The sequence below is a fragment of the Bradyrhizobium sp. 149 genome (genome assembly GCF_023073915.1).
Lineage (GTDB): Bacteria > Pseudomonadota > Alphaproteobacteria > Rhizobiales > Xanthobacteraceae > Bradyrhizobium.
In genome coordinates, this window is record NZ_JADPKK010000022.1 from 1,132,863 (window position 1) to 1,154,330 (window position 21,468).

A 21,468-nucleotide genomic window follows, 5' to 3' on the forward strand; every position below is an offset into this window, starting at 1 on the left:
TTCAAGGCTCCAGTCCCGATTGGCGCAGCACGGGGACGACCTCCGGTGATGCCAGATAGCGCAGCAGCCGGTCCGCGGCGTCGGCGTGCTCAGCGCTTGCCATGCGGCCGGCGGAGAACACGGCCGGCGTTTGCAGATCGTGCGGGACCGGGCCGACCACCTCGATGCCGGCGACCTGCTTCAGTTCGCTGATCTGCTGCACGGCGAGGTCAGCCTCGCCGCTCACGAGCCGCTCTGCGGTAAAGCCCTGCTCGACGATAGTGGCTTTGGCGTTGATCTCTGCCGCGATCCCCATCTGCGCGATCAACCGGGCGAAATAGACGCCACTCGCGCCCAGCCGCGAATAGGCCACGGACCGCGCTGCGAGCAGCGTGTGGCGCAGCGCGGATGCAGTGGCGATGTCGGGATGCGCTTGCCCTGCCCGCACTGCGATGCCAACGAAGGAACGCGCGAGATTGGCCGCGCTTTCGCCGATCACGCGGCTCTCGCCGATCATCTCGTCGAGCCCTTCGCGGGTGAGGATCACGAGATCGGCGGCCTCACCGTCGCGCAAGCGCTTGAGCAGTGCCAGGGTCGGCGCGAAATCGGCATCGATGCGGACGCCAGTCGCGGTCTCGTATGCAGAGGACAGGCTGCGCATCGCGCCCATCAGGCCGAGCGTCGAGAGCATGCGAACATTTTCCATAAGCGATTCCTGTCGCGATCAGGCGCGGTGCATCAGCTTGAGCGCGGCGGTCAGGCGCAGGCTGCGCTTGCCGGCGAGCGCCGTGGCCTCCAGCACTGCCTGCTCGGCATCATAAGTGCCTGAGAAGCCGATGCCGACCTCGTGGCCGCCGAAGATCGGATCGTCCTTGGCCGGCGTGTGCTCCTGATTGAGGATCTGGCCCTTCCAGCGCCCGTTGGCGGCGGTGTAGCTGCCGAGATAGTAGAACGATGCGTCGCCGCCGAGGACGCGACCCCTGTTGAGCAGCATCACGCCGGTGAGGCCGCCGTCGACGCCATCGAGCATGCGCACATGCACCGAGTAGAGCCCGTCGGCGATGCCGGCCTCGCCGACGCCGCCGGCGATCGGCACCTCGTCTTCGGTGATCGGCGTCATCAACGACTGGAACGACACGCCGGGCAGCTCCTTGAGCTCGCCCTTGAAGCGATAGAGATCGCCGTCGGCCCAGCCCTTGGCAAGCAGGGTGGCATCGTCGGTGCCGGCCATGGCGCGGTAGTTCGGATCGGGGTTATGACGGACGGTCTTGATCACGATGTCGACGCCGGCTTCGGTCTTGGCGTAGGTGCCGATATGGGCAAAGGCCGAATTGCCGCCGAGCATCTTGCCGTCGCCGGCATGCATCACGCTCCGGCCGACCGTGTCGCCGAGCTGAAATCTCACCTTGTAGAAGCCTTCAAACACCAGCCGTCCCCGGCCCTGCGCGCATCCAGACGCACTCTATCCCGCTTTCCGCGGCGATGGACAAGTTTCCCGCGATCGAGGCCCGAGGGACCACAGCAACGGCGGTCAACAGAAATAGAAAAATCCGCCGAAGCCTTTCGGCTTCGGCGGATCGAAGTCCAACCCGGGCCAGCCCCCCAGCCCGGGCCGGGAGGATCTTAGGCGGCGGCCTTCTTGTCGGCCGGCACGGAGGCGATCGTCTTCAGGATCTGCGAAGCGATCTGGTATGGGTCGCCCTGCGAGTTCGGACGGCGGTCTTCCAGATAGCCCTTGTAGCCGTTGTTGACGAAGGAGTGCGGCACGCGGATCGAGGCACCGCGATCGGCAATACCGTAGCTGAACTTGTTCCACGGCGCGGTCTCGTGCTTGCCGGTCAGACGCTTGTCGTTGTCCGGGCCGTAGACGGCGATGTGGTCCATCAGGTTCCTGTCGAAGGCCGCCATCAGCGCCTCGAAGTACTCCTTGCCGCCGACTGTACGCATGTACTCGGTCGAGAAGTTGGCATGCATGCCGGAGCCGTTCCAGTCGGTGTCGCCGAGCGGCTTGCAGTGGAACTCGATGTCGATGCCGTACTTCTCGGTCAGGCGCAGCATCAGGTAGCGGGCCATCCACATTTCGTCAGCGGCCTTCTTGGAGCCTTTGCCGAAGATCTGGAATTCCCACTGGCCCTTCGCGACTTCCGCGTTGATGCCTTCATGGTTGATGCCGGCAGCCAGGCAGAGGTCAAGATGCTCTTCGACGATCTTGCGGGCGACATCGCCGACGTTCGAGAAGCCGACGCCGGTGTAGTACGGACCCTGGGGCGCCGGATAGCCGGAGGCCGGGAAACCGAGCGGACGGCCGTCCTTGTAGAAGAAGTATTCCTGTTCGAAGCCGAACCAGGCGCCGGAATCGTCGAGGATGGTGGCGCGCTTATTGGTCGAGTGCGGGGTCTTGCCGTCGGGCATCATGACTTCGCACATCACGAGCACGCCATTGGTGCGGGCGGCATCCGGGAACACCGCGACCGGCTTCAGCACGCAATCGGAGCTGTGGCCTTCAGCCTGCTGGGTGGAGGAGCCATCGAAGCCCCAGAGCGGAAGCTGCTCAAGCGTCGGGAATGACGCGAATTCCTTGATCTGAGTTTTGCCGCGCAAGTTCGGAGTCGGCGTATATCCGTCGAGCCAGATGTACTCGAGCTTATACTTGGTCATTGAGCCTCTCTGTAGATGATGCGAAAGGTGGGGGCCGTAGGCCCCCGCACGATTGTTTACCCGGCCAACATCGGCCGACCCCTCACAAGCATTTAACGTGCCAAAAGGCCGCAGCGCGGGAGGTTTTCCACCGCGGCCGGCCTCACCTCGCTCCCGGCAGATCGTCCACCGCGCCGTGCGTCATAGCGGCGCACCTTTGCGTGAAGCTGCACCGCAAAAATCCTGCGGAAAACGCCCGATTCTGGAGCAGGCAGCTTGGTGCCGCAGGTTGCCGATGAAACGCGCATCAACGTCCGGCAATATTTGCCAAGTCTGTGCCCGTCGCCCGCAACCTTCGCAACGACCCACGCGTTAGCCACCCGACCGCTGCCTTAGAGGAAGCAGAATGCAGCCTGCCTACAAAATAGGCCAAGGCTGATTTCCTTTTCAGCACTTTGCATTTCGGAATGCACGGCCGATATCGGGATTCCAGTAACCACAAGCCAACGAGTCGGGCGCACCATGGAGGCCGCTGCGATCTCGGGAGATACCGCAATGATGAACAATGGACTGAGTCACGGATCCGCACAGATCTACCAATTCCCGGTCGGGGGCCGCGCGGCTCTCGGGGGGCGCCGCAACGGTGAGACCCGCCTTCCCGCCGACCACGCCTCGCTCCCCGTGAACGAGACGATTTGCAGTGGCAGCTGGTACCACCAGGAAGCAGTCGATGAAGCCAAGCCGAAATGGGATCGCTGATGCCTGCGTTCGGTTCAATACCGCCGCGTGCTCTCGATGCCGGGCGTCGGTTTGAAAAAGGGTCGGAACAACGGTGTTTCGGCCCTTTTTGATTCCGGACTCGATTGTAGGATTATATGCCCGCGCAAACCGTGACCGCCGCTTCAGATGCTTGACCAAGACACGTCCCCAAAAGACCCCCCTGCCCGCCATCTCGCGCTGCAAGGCGCCAGCAATTTTCGCGACCTCGGCGGCTATCCGACCGCAGATGGCCGTACCACGCGCTGGCGGCATATCTTCCGCTCCAACCATCTCGGCCAGCTTACCGCTGCCGATATCAAGATCGTCCGCGCGCTCCGCGTGCGCAGCGCCTTCGATTTTCGCGGCATCGAGGAGCGCGCAGCGGGCGTCTGCGTGGTCGACGAGATCGCCGTGCATTCACTGCCGATCGAGCCGACGGTCGTGGCCGCGCTGCGCGCCGAGCTTGCCAGAGGCAGGCTGACCGCGGCAGTCGCGCTCGAACTCATGCGCGAATCCTATCGCAACTATGTCCGCCACAACACGGCCAGTTTCCGCAAGCTGTTCGGGCATCTCCTTGAGGACCGCGCGCCGCTCGTCATTCACTGCACCGCCGGCAAGGACCGCACCGGCTTTGCCAGCGCGCTGATCCTGCATGCGCTCGGCGTAGCCGACGAGGTCATTGCCGAGGACTACCTCTTGACCAATCGGCACTACAAGCGCGACGCATCAAACGTGTCGGATCTTCCCACAGACGTTCTCGACGCAATCGGCAATGTCGAGGCCTCGTATCTTGCCGCTGCTTTCGAGGCCGTGGGTAGCGAGTATGGCGATCTCGAAACCTACTTGCGCGAGGGCCTCAAGCTCGGCACACCGGAGCGGACCGCGCTGAAGGCACGTTATCTGCAATCGTGAGCGGCCGTAAATCTTCGGCGGCCGTGCCGGGAGAACGATGATGCAAGGCAAGGTTCTGATCGTGACCGGAGCACTCGGCGCACTTGGGAAAGTCGTCGCCGAAACCGCACAGTCGCGCGGCGCACGCGTGGCCGGCATCGACCATGCGCCCTCGCAAATCTCCGCGACGCCTGAGCGCATCGAGATCGGCGGCGTCGATCTGTCCGACGCAGCACAAGCGAAGACGGCGGTGGATGCGGCAGCAAGACACTTTGGCAAGCTCGATGCGCTGATCAACATCGCCGGCGGCTTCGCCTTCGAGACCGTGAGCGACGGCGACATCAAGACATGGCAGCGCATGCATGCGCTCAACGTGCTGACGGCGCTCAACGCCTCGCACGCGGCGCTGCCGCATCTGGCCGCGTCCAAGGCTGGCCGTATCGTCAATATCGGCGCCATGGGCGCGCTTCAGGCCGGCTCCGGCATGGGCCCCTATGCGGCGTCGAAAGCCGGCGTCCATCGCCTCACCGAGGCGCTCGCGAGCGAGTGGAAAGGCAAGGTGACCGTGAACGCGGTGCTGCCCTCGATCATCGACACCAAGGCCAATCGCGCCGACATGCCGAAAGCCGACTTCGCCAAATGGGTGACGCCGCAGGAGCTCGCCGAAGTCATCCTGTTCCTCGCCAGCGATGCCGGAAGCGGCGTCACCGGCGCGCTGATCCCGGTCGCCGGACGGGTGTAGTTGCATACCGGTTTGGCTGTCGCTGCGCCGGCTCCGATTCAATCGGAGGCAGGAAACCTCTACACTGCCCGCAACTGATTCTCCGATCGGACGTGACATTCGGAAGCTTTCTTTGGAAACCACGCTCTATCTGCCTGTCAAACGCTTCCTCGAAGAGCTCGGCTTCACGGTCAAGGGCGAGATCGGCGGCTGCGATCTCGTGGGCCTCAGCGCCGGCGATCCGCCTGTCGTGGTGATTGGCGAGCTCAAGCTGACCTTCAATCTCGAGCTGATCCTTCAGGCGGTCGATCGCGCACCGGCCGGCGACGAGGTCTGGATTGCCGCAAAGATGTCCGCGCGCGGCAAGGGGCGCGAGACCGACGCGCGCTATCGCAATCTTTGTCGCCGCCTCGGATTCGGCATGCTCGGGGTGACCGACCGCGGTCAGGTCGAGGTGCTGGTGAAGCCGCCGACGACAGCGCCGCGCCGCGAACCGAAGCTCCGTTCGCGCCTCGTCACAGAGCATCAGCGCCGCCAGGGCGATCCGGTGCTGGGCGGCAGCACCCGCGCGCCGATCATGACGGCCTACCGGCAGCAGGCGCTGGCCTGCGCCTCGGAGCTTGCAACAGGGCCGCGGCGGGTGAGCGAATTGCGCCAACGCTGTCCCGATGCCGGCAAGATCATGCTTAACAATGTGTATGGCTGGTTCGAACGCACTGAGCGGGGAATTTACGGGCTGACGGAAGCGGGCCACGCGGCGCTGAAACGCTGGCCACAACAGCGGGTTGAGGTTGCTGCCGGTGTCGCGTCACCGCCCTGACACCCAACCGGTGCATAGCTGAGATGCCACACCGATTTCATATTGCAATGCAACATATACGGCACTAGGTATCCCGGCATCGAAACGAGGCCGTTATGAACGCAGATTGGAATACCAAATATGGCACGCGGCGCGTGCGCCACGATCCCCCGACCCTGGACGAGGCGATCTTCGCCGCCGTCGGCATCACCGACGATCAGGAGCAGCAGGCCGAGATCGCGGCAGCCCTGATGGGGATGCCGCTTGATGTCGTTCAGGCCGAGGTGAAGAAACAGGTCCGCACCAACAGCCGCATCACCTCGACGCGCGTGATCGCCGGCGAACAGGGCGCGCAGCGCTCGGTGGTGGTCGAACGCCGTGTCGTGCGTCGCTTCGGCAACGACAAGCGCACCGGCACCTGAGCGCCTAGTTCCCTATTTCCAAATCGAAAGCGGACCGGCTTTACCGGTCCGCTTTTTTGATTCCAGTCGGCTTTTTCAGGTCAGGCGGCGCGATTGCCATACATGCTGGAGATGATCTTCCAGCAAGTCGAGTTGAAGCTGAGAAGAGCGCGCCCGGCCGTGAATGGCGAGGCTGCGAGATCAGCGAGTTCGTCTTCGGGCGCCTTGGCGAGATCAATCGTGCCGGTCGATTCGCCGTGACGGAATTGCAGATGCGCCCCGAACTTCCTGGCGAGCGCTCGCATCGCGTGATTCTCGGCGCCAGTGGTGATGCGCAGGCGCTTGTAGCCTTTCCAGCGCGCTTCCGCGATCAGGCGGCTGAACAGCACGGTGCCGACATTCTGGCGCCGCGCCGAGGCTTCCACGCTGAAGGCGACCTCGGGCAGCGAATCGCTCTCGGGCGGATGCAGCTCGGCCGCACCGCGGACCACGCCGTCAACGATGTAGGCGACGATCACGGTGCCGTCCTCGGCACAGCGGGCGGCGTAACGCTCGATAAAGCTGTCGTCTAGAAAACCGTTGAAACGGTCGTGCCGGCTTTCGGCGTCGAGCCTCAGCAGGTGATCGCGCAAGAGCGGCAATTCTTCCTGCTGGCTCAAGGTCCGCACATAGCCCTGAACGGACTTCGGGCGGTTGGTTTCTTCAGGTTCCAGATCTGCTGCAAGTGACAAGTCAAAACTCCTCTTGGTGTCCCTCGAGGAGGCGTTCGAATCCCTAGGCCTCCAATATTGTGCGTCGCAACAAATTTTTCAAGACGGGAACCTGCCCAAGTTTTGAGCATCGGAGGCGACCAATTCGTTAACGAAATCAAGCCCCCGTATTCATACGAGGACCAGCTGGGTCTGCGTCACCACGGCGATCAGCTTGCCGTCCTCAGTCTCCAGCCGGGTGGTCCAGACCTGGGTCCGCCGACCCCGGTGGATCGGGGTGGCGGTCGCGATCACCATAGTTCCCTCCTTGGCGCCGCCGATGAAGTTGGTCTTGCTCTCGAGCGTCGTCGTGCCCTTGGCGTCCTCCGGCAGATTGATCACGGTGGCCGCCGCGGCGACGGAATCGGCCAGGGCCATCACCGCGCCGCCGTGGATAGTGCGATGAAGCGTGCAGAGATCGGGCCTGACCGTCATCCGCGCCACCACGCAGTCCTTCCCGGCCTCGACGAATTCGACGCCCTTGAGCTCAGCAAACGGCATCTTCATCGCTTTGAGTTTCTCGAGCGGCGTCATCGGATCTCCTCCCAAATCATTCTGCTCACAGGATGAATTGCTCAACGCGGCAAAGCAATGACGTCCAAGGTAATAGTCATCGTGACATCGGTCGGAGCGTTTGCGCATATGATTTCGCCATGCGCTGCTTCCCGCCCGCCGTATCGTCTGCTTGACCGAAGAGACCGTCGAGACGCTCTATCTCCTCGGCGAGCAGGACCGCATCGCTAAGTGGCGCCGCGCTGTGTCTGGGGCGAGACCGGCACTTCTCACGTCACCGCATTCACCACCTGATACTCCGGCCGCCGCCACACCTCGCCGGTGATCACGTCCTCGACGACCTCGGCCGCCTTCAGCACCTCGGCCTCGCCGATATACAGCGGCGTGATGCCAAATCTCATGATATCAGGCGCGCGGAAATCGCCGATGACGCCACGGGCGATGAGAGCCTGCATCGCGGCGTAGCCCCCTTCGAAGGCGAAGGAGACTTGCGAGCCGCGGCGGTCATGGGCACGCGGGGTGACCAGGGTCAGCTGGGGGCAACCGCGCTCGACTTCGCTGATGAGGAGATCGCCGAGCGCCAGCGAGCGGGCCCGGACCTCGGCGATATCGACGCGGTCCCAGATGTCGAGCGCGGCCTCCAGTGCCGCCATTGCCAGCACCGGGGGTGTCCCGACGCGCATGCGCTCGACGCCACCCGCGGCCGCATAGGAAAGCTCGAACGCGAACGGCTTTGCGTGGCCCATCCAGCCCGACAAAGCGGCGCGGACGCTGTCGGCGTGGCGCGGCGCGACGTAGAGGAAGGCCGGCGCGCCTGGGCCGGCATTGATGTATTTGTAGGTGCATCCGGCGGCGAAATCAGCGCCGGTGCCTGCAAGGTCAACCGGCAGCGCGCCGGCCGAATGCGCGAGGTCCCAGACCGTGACGATGCCGAGCCGATGCGCTCTTGCAGTCAGCTTGGCCATATCGTGGCGGCGCCCGGTGCGGTAATCGACCTCGGTGATGTAGAGGACCGCAATCTCTTCCGACAACGAAGCCTCGATCTCCTCCGGCGTCACCAGGCGTAATTGATGGCCACGGCCGAGCGTCGCGATCAGGCCTTCGGCCATGTAGAGATCGGTCGGAAAATTGCCGGTGTCCGACAGGACGACCTTGCGTGACGCGTTCATGTCGAGCGCGGCGGCGAGCGCCTGATAGACCTTGAGCGACAGCGTATCTCCGACCATGACGGAGCCGGTTTCCGCGCCGATCAGTCGCGCGATGCGATCGCCGACATGGCGCGGCTGGGCATACCAGCCCGCACTGTTCCAGGCGCGGATCAGCTGGTCGCCCCACTCGGCGGTGATGACGCGGCTGACGCGCTCGGCAACGCCAAGCGGCAGCGCGCCGAGCGAATTGCCGTCGAGATAGATTACACCGTCGGGCATATGGAACAGCGCCTTGGTGTCGTCGTAGACGCGAAGCTTGGTCGTGCGAGCAGACATTCTGGAAATCTCTACAGGATCGTGCGCACGCGCCAGAGTTCGGGAAACAGCTCGACCTCCAGCATGCGCTTGAGATAGCTGACGCCGCCGGTGCCGCCGGTGCCGCGCTTGAAGCCGATGACACGCTCGACCGTCGTCACATGGTTGAAGCGCCAGCGGCGGAAATAATCCTCGAAATCGACCAGCTTCTCGGCGAGCTCGTAGAGCATCCAGTGCGTTTCCGGCGCCTCGTATACGATACGCCAGGCCTGCAGCACGCCCTCGCTAAAACTGTGGGTCTCACGAATATCGCGCGCCAGCACGGCTGCAGGCATCTTGAGCCCGTTGCGGTCGGCGAGCCGCAGCACCTCGTCATAGAGGCTTGGCGTCGCGAGCTCGGCTTCGAGCAGCTGCGTCGTTTCCACATCGTGCGCGTGCGGCTTGAGCATGGCATGGTTGCGATTGCCGAGCAGGAATTCGATCAGCCGGTATTGCCGCGACTGGAAGCCTGAAGACTGGCCAAGCTGCGAGCGGAAGCGCGTATACTCGCTGGGCGTCATGGTGCGCAGCACGTCCCAGGCGCCGTTGAGCTGCTCGAAGATGCGCGACATCCGCGCCAGCATCTTCATCGCAGGCTGCACCTCATCCTTCGCGATCGAACGGCGTGCGGCGCTGAGCTCGTGGATGGCGAGCCGCATCCACAGTTCGGTCGTCTGATGCTGGATGATGAACAGCATCTCGTCATGCGCTTCCGACAGCGGATGCTGTGCGCCGAGGATGGCGTCCAGCGCCAGATAGTTGCCATAGGACATGCGCCGGGCGAAATCCGTCTCGGCGCCTTCGCTTGCGGGATCGTATTCGCTGGACGTCATGACAGGCCCTTTCGATCGATCTTCCAGGCCTCGTCAGTCGAGGCCGATCAGGCGCGCGGTAATTGGCGACGACGGGTCCTTGAGGGCGTCGATCACGGTGAAATGGTTCAGCCCGGGATCGACGACAAGACGCGTCGGCACGTCGAATCCAGTCCAGACATTGGCCATCAGATCGGACTGGCGGATGAATTCGGGCCGCTCGTTGCCGCCGACCCAAGCCGTCAACGGCGAAGGCCCGCGCGGCAGATGCAGCGCCGCGCTTTCCAGCGTCGCCTCTTCCATCGTCATGCGCAGGGTGTCGTTCATCTTGGTCTTGAGCAGCGGACGCAGATCATGCAGGCCGCTGATGGAGAGCGTGCCGGCGATGCGGTTGGCGACGGCAGGCTCGAGCCGGCTGTCGTCACACAGCATGCGCGTGACGAGATGCCCGCCGGCGGAGTGGCCGGCGAGCCGGATCGGGCCTGCGACGAGCGAAGCCGCCTTGGAGATTGCGGCTGTGATCTCAGCGGTGATGTCGGAAATGCGCACGGATGGCGCCAGCGTGTAGCTCGGCAATGCCACAGTCCAGCCATGATGACGCGCGCCTTCGGCGAGATCGGTCCACGTCGACTTGTCGAAGCGCATCCAGTAGCCGCCGTGGACGAACACGACGAGGCCCTTGCTGTCGCCGTCGGGCAGGATCAGGTCGAGACGCTGCCGCTCGGTGGCACCATAGGCGATGTCGGCGCGAAGAAAGTCTTTCAGCCCAGCGCGATAAGCCGCCGCCCGCTCCGCCCACAGCGCCGGCATCTTGTCCGAACCCGGGATGTGGGCCGAATTGGCATAAGCATCATCCCAATCGCGCATTGTTGCTACCTCGACGGACTCAAGACCTTATGGACCTGGTGCCAGTTTGCCACCGGCGCGGGCGGCATCCTAGTCTTTCTTTTAAGCTTAAAGGATTTTGAGGCGCCGATGGATTGGGCGGGCGAAGATTTGCTGGTTCGTTCCCCGGGCAGCGCAGCGTGCAACGATGCGCTGCTGAACCGGGGTCCAGCGTGTGCGGTGACGTGGGTCCCGGCTCTGCGGCGCATCGCTTCCCGCTGCGCCGCGTCCGGGACACGAGAACTACCCCTTCTCCACCCCGCACCAATCCGCGATGAACAGCGCCATCGCCTTGGTCGTCTTCTTCAGCGAGTCCAGATGGACATATTCATTGAAGCCGTGCATCTCGCCGCCACTCGCGCCGAAGCAGAGGCTCGGGATACCGTGATTGAGGCCGTAGAAGCGGGTGTCGGTGAGCGCGGTGAAGACGAGGTCTTCAACTTCGCCGCCATAGACGGTATTGAAGGCCTTGCCGAACGCCGCCTCGGGCGCGGCGGCGTCGGTCAGCTCATAGCCTTCCGACAAAAAGCCCGACCATTCGATCTGCGGCGGATTGTTGGCGAGGAAGCGGTGGTTGCGCGCGGCAGCCGTAACGCAGGCCATGATCTCCTTCTGGTGATCGGCGATCGACCAGCCCGGCAGCACGGCAATCCGGCAATCGACGTCGCACCAGGCCGGCACGCTGGAGGCCCAGTCGCCGCCCTTAATGATGCCGGGGTTGAAATTGATAGGATGGTTCAGTGCCTTGAAGTGACGATCGGCTTTCGCGCGCTCGTTCCACTCGATCTCGAGTTTTTGCAGCGCCTGGATCAAGTGATAGGCCGCCATGATTGCGTTCGCGCCGGAGCCGGCGAAGGCAACATGGGTCGGATGGCCCTTCACGCGCAGGCGGAACCAGATCACGCCGACCTGCGAGCGCACCATCTTGCCGCCGGTCGGCTCGGGGATGAAGCAGGCGTCCGCGCGATAGCCGCGCTGAAGCGTCGAGAGTGCACCTACGCCGGTGCTCTCCTCCTCGATCACGGACTGGAAGTGAATCCGCGCCGTCGGCTTGAGGCCCGCGGCCTTGATCGCATCCAGAGCATAGAGCGCGCCGATCGTGCCCGACTTCATGTCGCAGGCACCGCGACCGAACATCTTGCCGTCCTTGATGACGGGTGAGAATGGCGGGGTATCCCACAGTTCCAGCGGCCCGGCCGGCACGACGTCGCAGTGGCCCTGGAGGATCAGCGATTTGCCGGCCTCGGTCTTGGGACGATATGTGCCGACCACCGTACGGGCCTTGGAGAAGTCGTGCTCGATCGGCCCGAAGCCGCGCAGATCCTTGAGGTCGTCGACATTGATGTGCCAGTCGTCGACCTCGTAGCCGCGCGCGCGCAGAAGGTCGCCGATCATGTCCTGGCACGGTCCCTCCGCACCGCGGGTCGAGGGGATCGCGACGAAATTGCGTGTGGTCGCAAGCTGGGCTTCGAAGCCGGCGTCGACGGCGTCAAGAATCCTCTGCTGCGTTTCGGCATTCATCAGGCAACTCCAATCGGGCATTCAGATCATCGATGGAGCGCAAGCTAACCGATTTCAGCCGTTCGGGTACTCTGCAAAATAGGCATCCCGCAATGCATCTTCGAGCAGCCGGCCTTCGGAATAGCCATTCAGCGTCACCGGCCGGCTCACGCCGTCCAGCAGCCGCGGGCAAGGTTCCGGCGCGCCGAGCATGGTGCGTACCGGGATGCGTTCGGCATAGATCGGCAACGCATAGTCCTCGTCGTCGTCGGCGACACCCTTGGCGCGGACTTTTGCGGAGGCCTCGTCGATCTCCATCGCGATAAAGGAGGTCGCCTTGATCTCCTGCGCATTGCTCTGGCGCAGGCTCGCGGTGCGATCCGGGAAGAAGCGGTCGACCATCGCGATCACCGCGCGCTCTTTCTCCTCCGGATCCGTGACGAGATAGGCGGTGCCGAACGCCATCACGGCGCGGTAGTCGGCCGAGTGATTAAATCCGCAGCGTGCCAGCACCAGACTGTCGAGATGGGCGACCGTCAGGCACACACGCTCGCCCCGAGTCTGGTTGCGCAGCATGCGGCTGGCGCTCGAGCCGTGCCAATACAGCTTCGTCCCTTCGCGCCAAAAGAAGGTCGGCGTGCAATAAGGTTGGCCGTCGATCGCGTAGGAGACGTGGCACAGCATCGAGGAATCCAGGATGCGATGAACAGTGTCGTGATCGTAGAAGCCGCGGTCATGACGGCGCTTCACCTGGTTGCGCGCGGAGGTCGGATAGGAATTTGGGCTTTCGGTCTGGCTCACGGCCGCTCCTGGCGGATCGGAAACAATTCCAGAGCAGTTGTAGCGGTGGATTTGGTCTGCGATAGTACCAATTCCATGCGAAAAATTCCGACCAATTACGCCCCCTCGCCGGCCAAAGCCGAGCTGCCGCTCGACCTCACCGGCCCGCACATCACGTTTGGCGCCTCGTCGGCGCACCGGCTGTACCAGGCGCTGTGCGAGATGATCGTCGGCGGCCTGGTGAAACCCGGAGAGCCGCTGCCGCCGTCGCGCACGCTGGCCAAACAGACCGGCTTTCGGCGCAACGCCGTCGTCAGCGCTTATGAACGGCTGATCGCCGACGGTTTTGCCGACGCCACCGTCGGCTCCGGCACGTTCGTCGCCGCGCGCATCCCCACGCGCGCAGCCGGGCCGAAGCGGCCGAAGATCATCGTCGAAACGCCCGGGCAAGGCCCGTTTTCGCTGGGCTGTACCCATATCGACGACCGCGCCGTGCAGCGTTTCCGTGCCTTTGTCGGCCGTCGCATGCGCGCCTTCGGCGCGGAGCATCTGCACTATGGCGACCCCCGCGGCAGCCGCGAGCTGCGTGCGGCAATCGCCGATCACCTGTTGTCGGCGCGGGGCCTGCGCTGCGATCCCGATCAGATCATGCTGACGTCAGGCACGCTGCACGCGCTGCGTATCGTGCTGAGCGCAATCCTGAAGCCCAACGACCAGGTCTGGTGCGAGGACCCGGGTTACCCCGCCGCGCGCAAGACCATCGCGCATTGCGGCTACCGCGCCGTGCCCGTTCCGGTCGACGAGCACGGCATGCGGGTCGCCAGGGGCCGCACTGCGGCGCCGTCCGCCCGCGCCGCCTATGTGACGCCGTCGCACCAGTTTCCATTGGGCGTGCAGATGTCGATGCCGCGACGGCTCGAGCTGCTGGATTGGGCGAAGCAGGCCGGCGCCTTCGTGCTGGAAGACGATTACGACAGTGAGTTCCGCTATGACGGCGCACCGCTGATGTCGCTCGCCGGAATCGATCACCTCCAGCGCGTGATCTACATGGGCACGTTCGCCAAGACGTTGTTTCCGGGCCTGCGCATCGGTTATTGCGCCCTGCCCGAGCGCTTGATCGCGGATGTCGCCGCCGCGCGGGCCGCGCTCGACCGCTTTCCCGGCACGCTGATGGAGGGCGCGGTAGCCGACATGCTCAATTCCGGCGCGTTCGCAGCGAACCTGAAGCGCGTGCGCAAGCTTTACCGCGAGGCGCGCGACGCACTCGCCGAGACTCTGCAAGCGGCATCCGACGGCGTGCTGTCGGTGCCGGTCCCATCACAGGGTCTGCATCTCGTCGCCCGGTTCGATGCCTCGGTCGATCTGCCGGTGGCGGCAGAAGCCAAGCAGGCCGCCGGCGCCGAAGGCTGGCTGTTGGCCGACACCTATTCACGCGCACGTCCCCTGCCCGGTTTCGTGCTGGGATTTTCAGGCCACGCGATTCCGAAGCTCGTGGCATCCGCCGAGCGGCTCGCGCGGGAATCGCGAGCGGCCTTGCGTGCGAGGAGCAAGCCGGCCCGGCGGGCATGATGAACGTTCACTATGAGAATCGGCCGCCGCTCCCTACATTGCGGCATCGATCCCGGGACGTCACACCATGCTGCTGCGCCGCGCCACTTGCCTCTCGCTCCTGATCGCCATCGCATTCGCCGCGACGGCGCGCGCAGGCACGGTCGGACGCGAGCAGGACATCATCGATCTCAAGCTCGGCCAGCGCGTGCAGGTGGATGACGGAACCTGCCCCGCCGGACAGGTCAAGGAAGTTCGCGGCGCCAAGATGACCGACAAGGGCGTCGCGCGGACGAGCACCTGCGTCTCGCGATTTGGTCCGAAATCAAAGCGGTGAGCGCTACTTCGCCGGATCGAACATGCACTGCAAGGTCGGCTTGGCGATCTTGGTGAAGGTCGGGCCGATTTCAGTCTGCTTTGCGGCCGGCACCCAGTCGGTCTCGATCGTCGGCACCCCGGTCTCGCTGATGCCGCGCAGCAGGGCCTCGCGGAGATCGCGATCCTCGACGACAGCAGCGGCATGATCGTGCAGGCAGCCGCAGACCTCTTCCGGATGCTCCCAGCGCCCGAGCATGCGCGGCGCACATTGCCTCACGAACTCGGTACGGGGATCCGGAAGCCTTGAGGGTGAGCGCACCTGAGCCTGAGCGGCACTGATCGTCAGAACGGATATGAACGCCGCGGCGCAGAAACGAACGAGCATGATGGCCTTTGTCGGCTGATTTTCTTGTTGGCGATCAGAAGCGCGCGGCGACCACGATCGGCTGCGGCGCCGGGGTCATGACCGGCGAGCCGCTGTACTGGAAAGTGCCGATACCCGGGAGATTGCCATCCGGCGAGCCTGCGAACGAGGAGCCGGCGAGCACGAAACCGAAAGCAAGGATGAGGCTGAGCGTGCGCATGGACTTGTCTCCGAATTCGGTGGCCGGCGTGCGCCGTCGTCGTTGTCAGGTTGATAACCATGGCCGGTTTCGCGCGTGATGCGCCAGGGGCGGAAAATGGTTTCATCTCCCTGAGAATTGTTTCGTCCCGTTCGGGGCGACGACACATTCCACGGAATATCTCAATGTTTTCAGATGGCTCGTGCAGCTGCCCAACGTGGCTTGGCAGGTTCCGTGCGAGCTCGGACGCGCTTCGGACGGGAGCGCCGTCATGATCCTGCCTCACACGCTTCACATGCGTTTTACGTTTTTCTGCTGAAGCGAAGCCGAACGAAGGCTGGGCCGAGTCGAACCGGAAGCGCTTCGACAGCGACCCAAACCATCGAGACCGAGACGCCGGGGATCACCGGGCGCGCGCTCATATGAGGAACGGCCATCATGATGGCGCAAGATCGCGCAACGGCGCGCGATGCGGACCTACGGACGGACTGCGGAGATCAAGGACCTGTTCGCAGCATCGCCAACTCGTCTGGCGAAATGGCGTTGCAATTGAGCCGCGGCTTTGAGGCCACGCCGCAGACATTCGTGCGGCTGACCGGCTCGCATCTTGCCAAACCGCGCGCCAGCCGCGCTGACACTGCTGGATGACACTGAGTGAACGCGAGCGCGTCACTGAGTGAAGAACTCTCCGCACTTCTGGACGTTTGCGTCCGCCGGTCCCCATGGCATGACCGGCACGGTCGAGGTCGAGTTCTTCGGCGAACCTTCGATCAGCCTGTCCGAATAGACCATGTAGACCAGCACATTGCGCTTGGCGTCACAGCCGCGCACGATCTGCATCTTCTTGAAGAACAGCGAGCGGCGCTGGCGGAACATGTCATCGCCCTGCTCCATCTTGGTCTTGAACTTGATCGGGCCGACCTGACGGCAGGCGAGCGAGATGTCCGAGACCTCCTCGGCAAGGCCCAGCCAGCCCTTGAAGCCGCCCTTCTCCGGTACCGTGAAATGACAGGCGACGCCCTCGACTTCAGGATCGTCGAGGCCGTAGGTCGCAAGCTTGTCGTTCGGGCTCATCCATTTGAACACGGTCGAGCGGCGGAAGATGAGATCCGGCTCGTCCGCGGCGGAGGTGGACGCCGCCGGCACGGTCAGCGCCAGGAGGAATAAAGCGAGGCCTTTCAAGCGGATGCCGGAAAGACTGGGGAAACGAGATGACATGAAGTTCTCCGGTCACAAGTCCCAGACAATGTAGGCACGAGGCGACCGATCAGGAAGACGACCGGCGAGCCGACACGGGCGCCGTTTACCGCTCCGTGAGGCTTTTTTGATACGGTTTGGACAAATGTAGCTGATGGCAGAACTGCCGTGCTGGTGAACGCGTATCCCCTCTGAGAGACTAACATCTGATTTGGATTATGGATTCGAGGATGAATAGCGTGAACGGGTCCGGTTTTTCTGCCAAGCCGACGCGGCTTTGGCAGGTCGCCATTTTGACGGCGGCGGGGGCGATCGGCACGGCAAGCCAGGCGGACGCAGCGTTTTATTACTGGACGGATTATTCCGACGGGTCCTACGGGCGCCAGGAGCGCCATTCCGAAGTCCCGCGCCAGAAGCCGCAGAAGCGCGGTCCGGCCGGCAAGAAAGACCTTGTTGCCGAAAAAGAAGCCGGCACCAAACCGCAAGGTCCTCTCGTGATCGTCGTCTCGATCGACCGGCAGAAGGTCACGGTCTACGACACCAAGGGCGTGTTCGCGGAATCCCCGGTGTCGACCGGCATGAAGGGCCATTCGACGCCGATGGGTGTGTTCAGCGTCATCCAGAAGCACAAATTCCACCACTCCAACATCTATAGCGGCGCGCCGATGCCGTACATGCAGCGGATCACCTGGTCCGGCGTCGCCATGCATGCCGGCGTGCTGCCGGGCTATCCGGCCTCGCACGGCTGCATCCGCATGCCGATGGCGTTCGCGGTGAAGATGTGGAACTGGACCAAGATGGGCGCGCGCGTGATCGTTTCGCCCGGCCAGATGTCGCCGCAAAGCTTCTCGCATCCCCTGCTTGCCTCCATGCGCGTGCCGCCGCAACCCGCGGCCAGCCTGGAGCCGCAGACCAACGCCGGCGACAAGTCCGACAAGGGCGCGGCTGATGCGAAGGCCGCCGACGCAAAGCCGGTTGGAACAAAGACCGCCAGCGCCGAGGGCGTGCTCGAGCTGCGCTCGTCGGTCGGCCACACCGTGATGTCGAACCTGACCATCGGCAATGCGCCGGCCCGCGCGGACGCCGCGGGATCGGCCGACCAGACCGAGACAACGGCAAAGCCCGAGACCAAGACCGCTGACGCCGGTGACGCGGTCAAGCCACAGGAGCCCGCGAGCACTGAAGCGAAACCTGTCGAAGCCGCGGAGGCGCCCAAAGAAACGCCAAAAGAAACGACTAAGGCTTCGACGGCTGCCGAAGACGAGGTAGAGGCCGGCAAGTCTGACACCGCAAAATCCGAGCCCGCGAAGACGCCCGATGCATCGGCAACCGCGCCAGCGCAGGCCGCCACGTCCGAGGTCAAGAAGGACGAAACCCGCGTTGCCGATCCGTTGCCAGCGGCAAAGCCTGAAACGCCGAAGCGCGCCGGCCAGATCGCGGTCTTCATCAGCCGCAAGGATTCCAAGCTCTACGTGCGGCAGAACTTTGCGCCGCTGTTCGAGGTGCCTGTCACGATCGCCGCGAGCGATCGGCCGCTCGGCACGCATGTCTTCACCGCCGAAGTCGACAAGGCCGATTCCAATGCACTGCATTGGTCGGTGGTGTCCTTGCCGGTGTCCGTCCGCTCTGCCGCGCGCGAGGACGACGGCCGCACGACGGGCCGCCAGCGTGGCGCAGCTGTGATCCCCGTCTCCGCAAAGCCTGTGGTCACGCCGGACAGCCCGGCCGAGGCCCTCGACCGCGTTTCGATCCCGGCCGACGCGATCATGAAGATCAACGAAATGCTCACATCAGGCGGCTCGATCATCGTCTCAGACCAGGGCATCAACCAGGGCGAGACCGGTGAAGGCACCGATTTCATCGTCCGCCTGTACTGATGGGTTTCACCGCGGCAGATAACGCGGTGTTGACGAGGCCGCTCGCGCCGGCGGAGTAAGATGCGCCTCGGGTCATTTCGGGGGATGCCGTCATGATGAACCGCAGGTCCATGCTCATCGCCGGCTTTGCAGCCACACTGGCGCCGGCAACGCGTGCGCTGGCCGATGGCGGCATGAGCCGGATCTCCGCCTACGCCTTCTCCTTCCCGGCATTGTCCGGCGACGACATCCGCCTCGCTGCATTCACCGGCAAACCGCTGCTGGTGGTCAACACCGCTTCGCTCTGCGGTTACACGCCGCAATATGCCGGCTTGCAAGAAATCTGGAGCGAGTTTCGCGAACGCGGGCTCACCGTCATCGGCGTGCCTTCCAACGATTTTGGCGGACAGGAGCCTGGCGGCACCAGTGAGATCTCGGAGACCGCCCACCACCAATACGGCGTTACCTTCCCGATTGCGGCCAAGGCGGTCGTGGTCGGTGCGAAGGCGCATCCGTTCTACCGATGGGCAGCAGAGGCACGGCCGAGGGAGGTCCCGAAATGGAACTTCCACAAATATCTGATCGGCCGACACGGCTATATCGCCGACGTCTTTGCATCCACGGTCGAACCGGCCGACACGCGGATCAAGACGGCGGTCGCCAAGGCGCTGGCCGACACTTGAGCCACATGCCCCAACCCGGTTGGGCACAATCGTGGCGTGACGCCAAACAGCCGTTGCAATGGCGAGGGCCCACCATCTAGGCTAGGATAGTTTGGGGCAGGATGGTTTTGCCGGAGGCGAAAAGCCGCGGCGGAACAACGGGATCAATCTCGAGGACAACACGATGCGTGTGGCGGCAGGACTGATTTTAGCGAGCGCGATGTCTCTGGCGATGACAGGCGCGGCATGGTCGCAGACGCCGGCTGCAAAGCCCGCTGCCACGACGCAAGCCGCACCGGCGGCAACGCCGGCCGCGGCTGCGCCCGCCGCGGCTCCGGCACCCGCGCCTGCAGCAGCCGCCGCGCCGGCTGGCTTCGTCAATCCGCCCCCGCCCAAACAAGCGCCGCAGCCCGCGCGCGCAGCCTGCAACACGCCGGGCGCGCTCGGGGTCGCCCGCACGGTCGAGATCGACACTACGGGCGGTCCCGGCTTCGGCTTCGAGCATTTCAAGGAGCTCGACTTCCTGCGTGACAAGGAGGTCGTGCTGACCTTCGATGACGGCCCCTGGCCGAAGAACACACCCGCGGTGCTGAAGGCGCTCGCCGACGAATGCACCACCGGCATCTTCTTCTCCATCGGCAAGCACGCGACCTACGAGCCCGAGATTCTCAAGCAGGTCTACGCAGCCGGCCACACCGTGGGCACCCACACCTGGTCGCACGCCAATCTCAACAACAAGAAGCTCACGGAAGGGCAGCGCAAGGAAGAGATCGAGAAGGGCCTTTCCGCGGTGAAGTGGGCGCTCGGCGGCATCTCGCCCTCGCCGTTCTTCCGCTTCCCGGCCCTCCAGCATCCGCCGGAGATGGTCACCTATCTCGGCAACCGCAACACGGCCATCTTCTCCTGCGACATCGACTCTTTCGACTTCAAGGCCTCGAAGCCCGAGAAGGTGATCGAGACCGTCATGAAGAAGCTCGACACCAAGGGCAAGGGCATCATCCTGATGCACGACTTCCAGAAGCACACCGCGGAAGCTCTGCCCGAGTTGCTCAAGCGCCTGAAGGCGGGCGGCTACAAGGTGGTGGCGATGCGCGCCAAATTCCCGGCCTCGACGCTGCCCGAGTATGACCAGGAGCTGCTCAAGGACATCAAGCTGCCGACCGTGAGCAGCCGACCCGTCAACAGCGTCGTGACCACGGTGTCCGAATAGCTGCGCCATTGTCCTTTCGCATCGAAGGCTACGTCATCGTCTCCGCGGACGGCATGCTCGCGGACGCCGATCATGTCATGCCCGACAGCCTGAAGTTCGAAGGCGACAAGCTGTTCTTCGAGCAGGCGCTCGATCGCGCCGCGCTGATCGTGCACGGCCGGCACTCGCATGAGCAGCAGCCGAATTCACCCAAGCGCAAACGCCTGATCCTGACCCACAAGATCAGGGCGCTGACCGTCGATCCCGAGATGCCGAACGCGACCTTGTGGAATCCGGATCACGCGAGCTTCGAGGATGCCTGCGCCTTCGCCGATGTCGCCTCCGGCACCGTCGCGATCATCGGCGGTCCCGTCGTGTTCGACATGTTCATGGACCGGTACGACACGTTCTGGCTGTCGGAAGCCCCGCATCTGCGGCTGCCCGGCGGCGAAGGCTGCTTTGTCGGCGTGCCGGAGCGGACGCCTCAGGACGTGCTGGCCTCACGCGGGATGAAGCCAGGCACGCCGTATCTGCTCGACGCCGCGCATGGGGTGACGGTGACCCCGTGGCGTAGGACGTAGTTGGTTTACACGTCCCCGTAGGCCGCCTCGGCCGGACGCGTGGCGCGGCCGTAGCCCATGATCATGAACAGGGCGCCGATGATCGACAGGTTCTTGAGCGCGTCGACCAGCATCTTGGCGTTTTCGGGCGCCGCCTGGTTCCAGAAATCGTAGAACAGGAAGGTCGCGACCGCGACATAGATGATCATCAGCATCGCGAAGAAGCGCGCGCCGAAATTCAGCGCGATCATCACACCTGCGATGATCTCGAGCCCGCCGCCCGCGATTGCCAGCAGCTGCGGCGTCGTCATGGCCGTCGCCGTCTCGATCTGCTTGGCGTAAGGCGCGATCATGTCGGGGACCACGACCTTGGCGGCGATGAAGTCAACCGTCGCCTGCATGGCAAACAGTCTTGCCGCGCCCGTGTAGATGAACAGCACGGCGAACAGGATCCGCCCGAAAGTCACGAACGCTGGCATGATCGGCCTCTTGGCTCAGGCTTTTTGAAACCGGAATTTCGACGAAAGCGCCGAGCGATTATGAAGAGTCATTCGTCGGTTTACAAACGCGGAATGCCTAACTGCAAGTAATTCAAGATCGAAGAGCGCGCGGAGAAAACCTGTCATTCGGCTTCGCGCCACCTTCTC

25 protein-coding genes are annotated in these 21,468 nt (G+C 63.9%); 11 read left to right on the forward strand and 14 right to left on the reverse strand.

Features of this window, described 5'->3' with window-relative positions:
- Position 1: 1 nt before the first annotated feature.
- The 3 genes from IVA88_RS23090 to IVA88_RS23100 form a co-directional block, all read right to left on the reverse strand.
- Entirely contained in the window at positions 2-685 is a 684-nt protein-coding gene (locus tag IVA88_RS23090) for a substrate-binding domain-containing protein (protein WP_247499460.1), read from the reverse strand.
- An 18-nt stretch (positions 686-703) separates the two neighbouring features.
- The gene (locus IVA88_RS23095; RefSeq protein ID WP_247499461.1) at positions 704-1,405 is read right to left on the reverse strand and encodes a GrlR family regulatory protein; all 702 of its coding nucleotides are present in this window, start codon (positions 1,403-1,405) and stop codon (positions 704-706) included.
- A gap of 197 nt (positions 1,406-1,602) precedes the next feature.
- Positions 1,603-2,637, reverse strand: coding sequence for a glutamine synthetase beta-grasp domain-containing protein (locus IVA88_RS23100; RefSeq protein WP_247499462.1), 1,035 nt, complete (start codon positions 2,635-2,637; stop codon positions 1,603-1,605).
- 534 nt (positions 2,638-3,171) lie between these two features.
- Here IVA88_RS23100 and IVA88_RS23105 point away from each other — a divergent pair.
- From IVA88_RS23105 to IVA88_RS23125, 5 genes are all read left to right on the forward strand, one after another.
- Complete coding sequence (locus IVA88_RS23105; RefSeq protein ID WP_247499463.1) at positions 3,172-3,375, forward strand: DUF2735 domain-containing protein; 204 nt, start codon at positions 3,172-3,174, stop codon at positions 3,373-3,375.
- Positions 3,376-3,522: 147 nt separating this feature from the next.
- Positions 3,523-4,287 (forward strand): tyrosine-protein phosphatase, encoded by a 765-nt coding sequence (locus IVA88_RS23110; RefSeq protein ID WP_247499464.1) that lies wholly within the window; start codon positions 3,523-3,525, stop codon positions 4,285-4,287.
- 40 nt (positions 4,288-4,327) lie between these two features.
- Positions 4,328-5,008 carry an SDR family oxidoreductase gene (locus tag IVA88_RS23115; protein ID WP_247499465.1) on the forward strand — a complete coding sequence of 227 codons (681 nt, stop codon included), beginning with the start codon at positions 4,328-4,330 and terminating at the stop codon, positions 5,006-5,008.
- A 112-nt stretch (positions 5,009-5,120) separates the two neighbouring features.
- Positions 5,121-5,807, forward strand: coding sequence for a DUF2161 family putative PD-(D/E)XK-type phosphodiesterase (locus IVA88_RS23120; RefSeq protein ID WP_247499466.1), 687 nt, complete (start codon positions 5,121-5,123; stop codon positions 5,805-5,807).
- A gap of 95 nt (positions 5,808-5,902) precedes the next feature.
- Entirely contained in the window at positions 5,903-6,208 is a 306-nt protein-coding gene (locus IVA88_RS23125) for a hypothetical protein (protein WP_007591844.1), read from the forward strand.
- Between the two features lie 80 nt (positions 6,209-6,288).
- On the opposite strand, the gene IVA88_RS23130 is transcribed toward IVA88_RS23125, so the two are convergent.
- The 7 genes from IVA88_RS23130 to IVA88_RS23160 all read right to left on the reverse strand — a co-directional run bounded on the left by IVA88_RS23130 (position 6,289) and on the right by IVA88_RS23160 (position 12,949).
- Complete coding sequence (locus IVA88_RS23130) at positions 6,289-6,900, reverse strand: GNAT family N-acetyltransferase (RefSeq protein ID WP_247500395.1); 612 nt, start codon at positions 6,898-6,900, stop codon at positions 6,289-6,291.
- A gap of 168 nt (positions 6,901-7,068) precedes the next feature.
- Positions 7,069-7,470 carry a PaaI family thioesterase gene (locus IVA88_RS23135; RefSeq protein WP_247499467.1) on the reverse strand — a complete coding sequence of 134 codons (402 nt, stop codon included), beginning with the start codon at positions 7,468-7,470 and terminating at the stop codon, positions 7,069-7,071.
- Positions 7,471-7,718: 248 nt separating this feature from the next.
- Positions 7,719-8,933 carry a kynureninase gene (kynU, locus tag IVA88_RS23140; protein WP_247499468.1) on the reverse strand — a complete coding sequence of 405 codons (1,215 nt, stop codon included), beginning with the start codon at positions 8,931-8,933 and terminating at the stop codon, positions 7,719-7,721.
- Between the two features lie 11 nt (positions 8,934-8,944).
- Positions 8,945-9,784: a tryptophan 2,3-dioxygenase gene (gene kynA, locus IVA88_RS23145; protein ID WP_247499469.1), complete on the reverse strand. Its 840-nt coding sequence runs from the start codon at positions 9,782-9,784 to the stop codon at positions 8,945-8,947.
- Between the two features lie 33 nt (positions 9,785-9,817).
- Positions 9,818-10,630, reverse strand: coding sequence for an alpha/beta hydrolase (locus tag IVA88_RS23150; protein WP_247499470.1), 813 nt, complete (start codon positions 10,628-10,630; stop codon positions 9,818-9,820).
- A gap of 261 nt (positions 10,631-10,891) precedes the next feature.
- Positions 10,892-12,169, reverse strand: coding sequence for an ArgE/DapE family deacylase (locus IVA88_RS23155; protein WP_247499471.1), 1,278 nt, complete (start codon positions 12,167-12,169; stop codon positions 10,892-10,894).
- Positions 12,170-12,223: 54 nt separating this feature from the next.
- Positions 12,224-12,949 carry a pyridoxamine 5'-phosphate oxidase family protein gene (locus IVA88_RS23160; RefSeq protein ID WP_247499472.1) on the reverse strand — a complete coding sequence of 242 codons (726 nt, stop codon included), beginning with the start codon at positions 12,947-12,949 and terminating at the stop codon, positions 12,224-12,226.
- A 75-nt stretch (positions 12,950-13,024) separates the two neighbouring features.
- Here IVA88_RS23160 and IVA88_RS23165 point away from each other — a divergent pair, with 75 nt between their 5' ends.
- Positions 13,025-14,497 carry a PLP-dependent aminotransferase family protein gene (locus IVA88_RS23165; protein ID WP_247499473.1) on the forward strand — a complete coding sequence of 491 codons (1,473 nt, stop codon included), beginning with the start codon at positions 13,025-13,027 and terminating at the stop codon, positions 14,495-14,497.
- A 67-nt stretch (positions 14,498-14,564) separates the two neighbouring features.
- Entirely contained in the window at positions 14,565-14,813 is a 249-nt protein-coding gene (locus tag IVA88_RS23170; protein ID WP_247499474.1) for a DUF6719 family protein, read from the forward strand.
- A gap of 3 nt (positions 14,814-14,816) precedes the next feature.
- On the opposite strand, the gene IVA88_RS23175 is transcribed toward IVA88_RS23170, so the two are convergent.
- From IVA88_RS23175 to IVA88_RS23185, 3 genes are all read right to left on the reverse strand, one after another.
- A complete protein-coding gene (locus IVA88_RS23175) occupies positions 14,817-15,179 on the reverse strand; it encodes a hypothetical protein (protein ID WP_247499475.1) in 363 nt (120 codons plus the stop codon).
- A 34-nt stretch (positions 15,180-15,213) separates the two neighbouring features.
- The gene (locus IVA88_RS23180) at positions 15,214-15,378 is read right to left on the reverse strand and encodes a hypothetical protein (RefSeq protein WP_247499476.1); all 165 of its coding nucleotides are present in this window, start codon (positions 15,376-15,378) and stop codon (positions 15,214-15,216) included.
- Positions 15,379-16,026: 648 nt separating this feature from the next.
- Positions 16,027-16,575 (reverse strand): CreA family protein, encoded by a 549-nt coding sequence (locus IVA88_RS23185; protein WP_247499477.1) that lies wholly within the window; start codon positions 16,573-16,575, stop codon positions 16,027-16,029.
- 209 nt (positions 16,576-16,784) lie between these two features.
- Between IVA88_RS23185 and IVA88_RS23190 the strand changes: the two genes are divergently transcribed.
- The 4 genes from IVA88_RS23190 (at position 16,785) to IVA88_RS23205 (ending at position 20,842) form a co-directional block, all read left to right on the forward strand.
- A complete protein-coding gene (locus IVA88_RS23190) occupies positions 16,785-18,431 on the forward strand; it encodes a L,D-transpeptidase (RefSeq protein ID WP_247499478.1) in 1,647 nt (548 codons plus the stop codon).
- A 92-nt stretch (positions 18,432-18,523) separates the two neighbouring features.
- Positions 18,524-19,093 (forward strand): glutathione peroxidase, encoded by a 570-nt coding sequence (locus IVA88_RS23195; RefSeq protein WP_247499479.1) that lies wholly within the window; start codon positions 18,524-18,526, stop codon positions 19,091-19,093.
- A gap of 163 nt (positions 19,094-19,256) precedes the next feature.
- Positions 19,257-20,282 (forward strand): polysaccharide deacetylase family protein, encoded by a 1,026-nt coding sequence (locus IVA88_RS23200; protein ID WP_247499480.1) that lies wholly within the window; start codon positions 19,257-19,259, stop codon positions 20,280-20,282.
- A gap of 8 nt (positions 20,283-20,290) precedes the next feature.
- Positions 20,291-20,842 (forward strand): dihydrofolate reductase, encoded by a 552-nt coding sequence (locus tag IVA88_RS23205; protein ID WP_247499481.1) that lies wholly within the window; start codon positions 20,291-20,293, stop codon positions 20,840-20,842.
- 5 nt (positions 20,843-20,847) lie between these two features.
- On the opposite strand, the gene IVA88_RS23210 is transcribed toward IVA88_RS23205, so the two are convergent.
- Positions 20,848-21,300 carry a DoxX family membrane protein gene (locus IVA88_RS23210; RefSeq protein WP_247499482.1) on the reverse strand — a complete coding sequence of 151 codons (453 nt, stop codon included), beginning with the start codon at positions 21,298-21,300 and terminating at the stop codon, positions 20,848-20,850.
- Positions 21,301-21,468 lie beyond the last annotated feature (168 nt).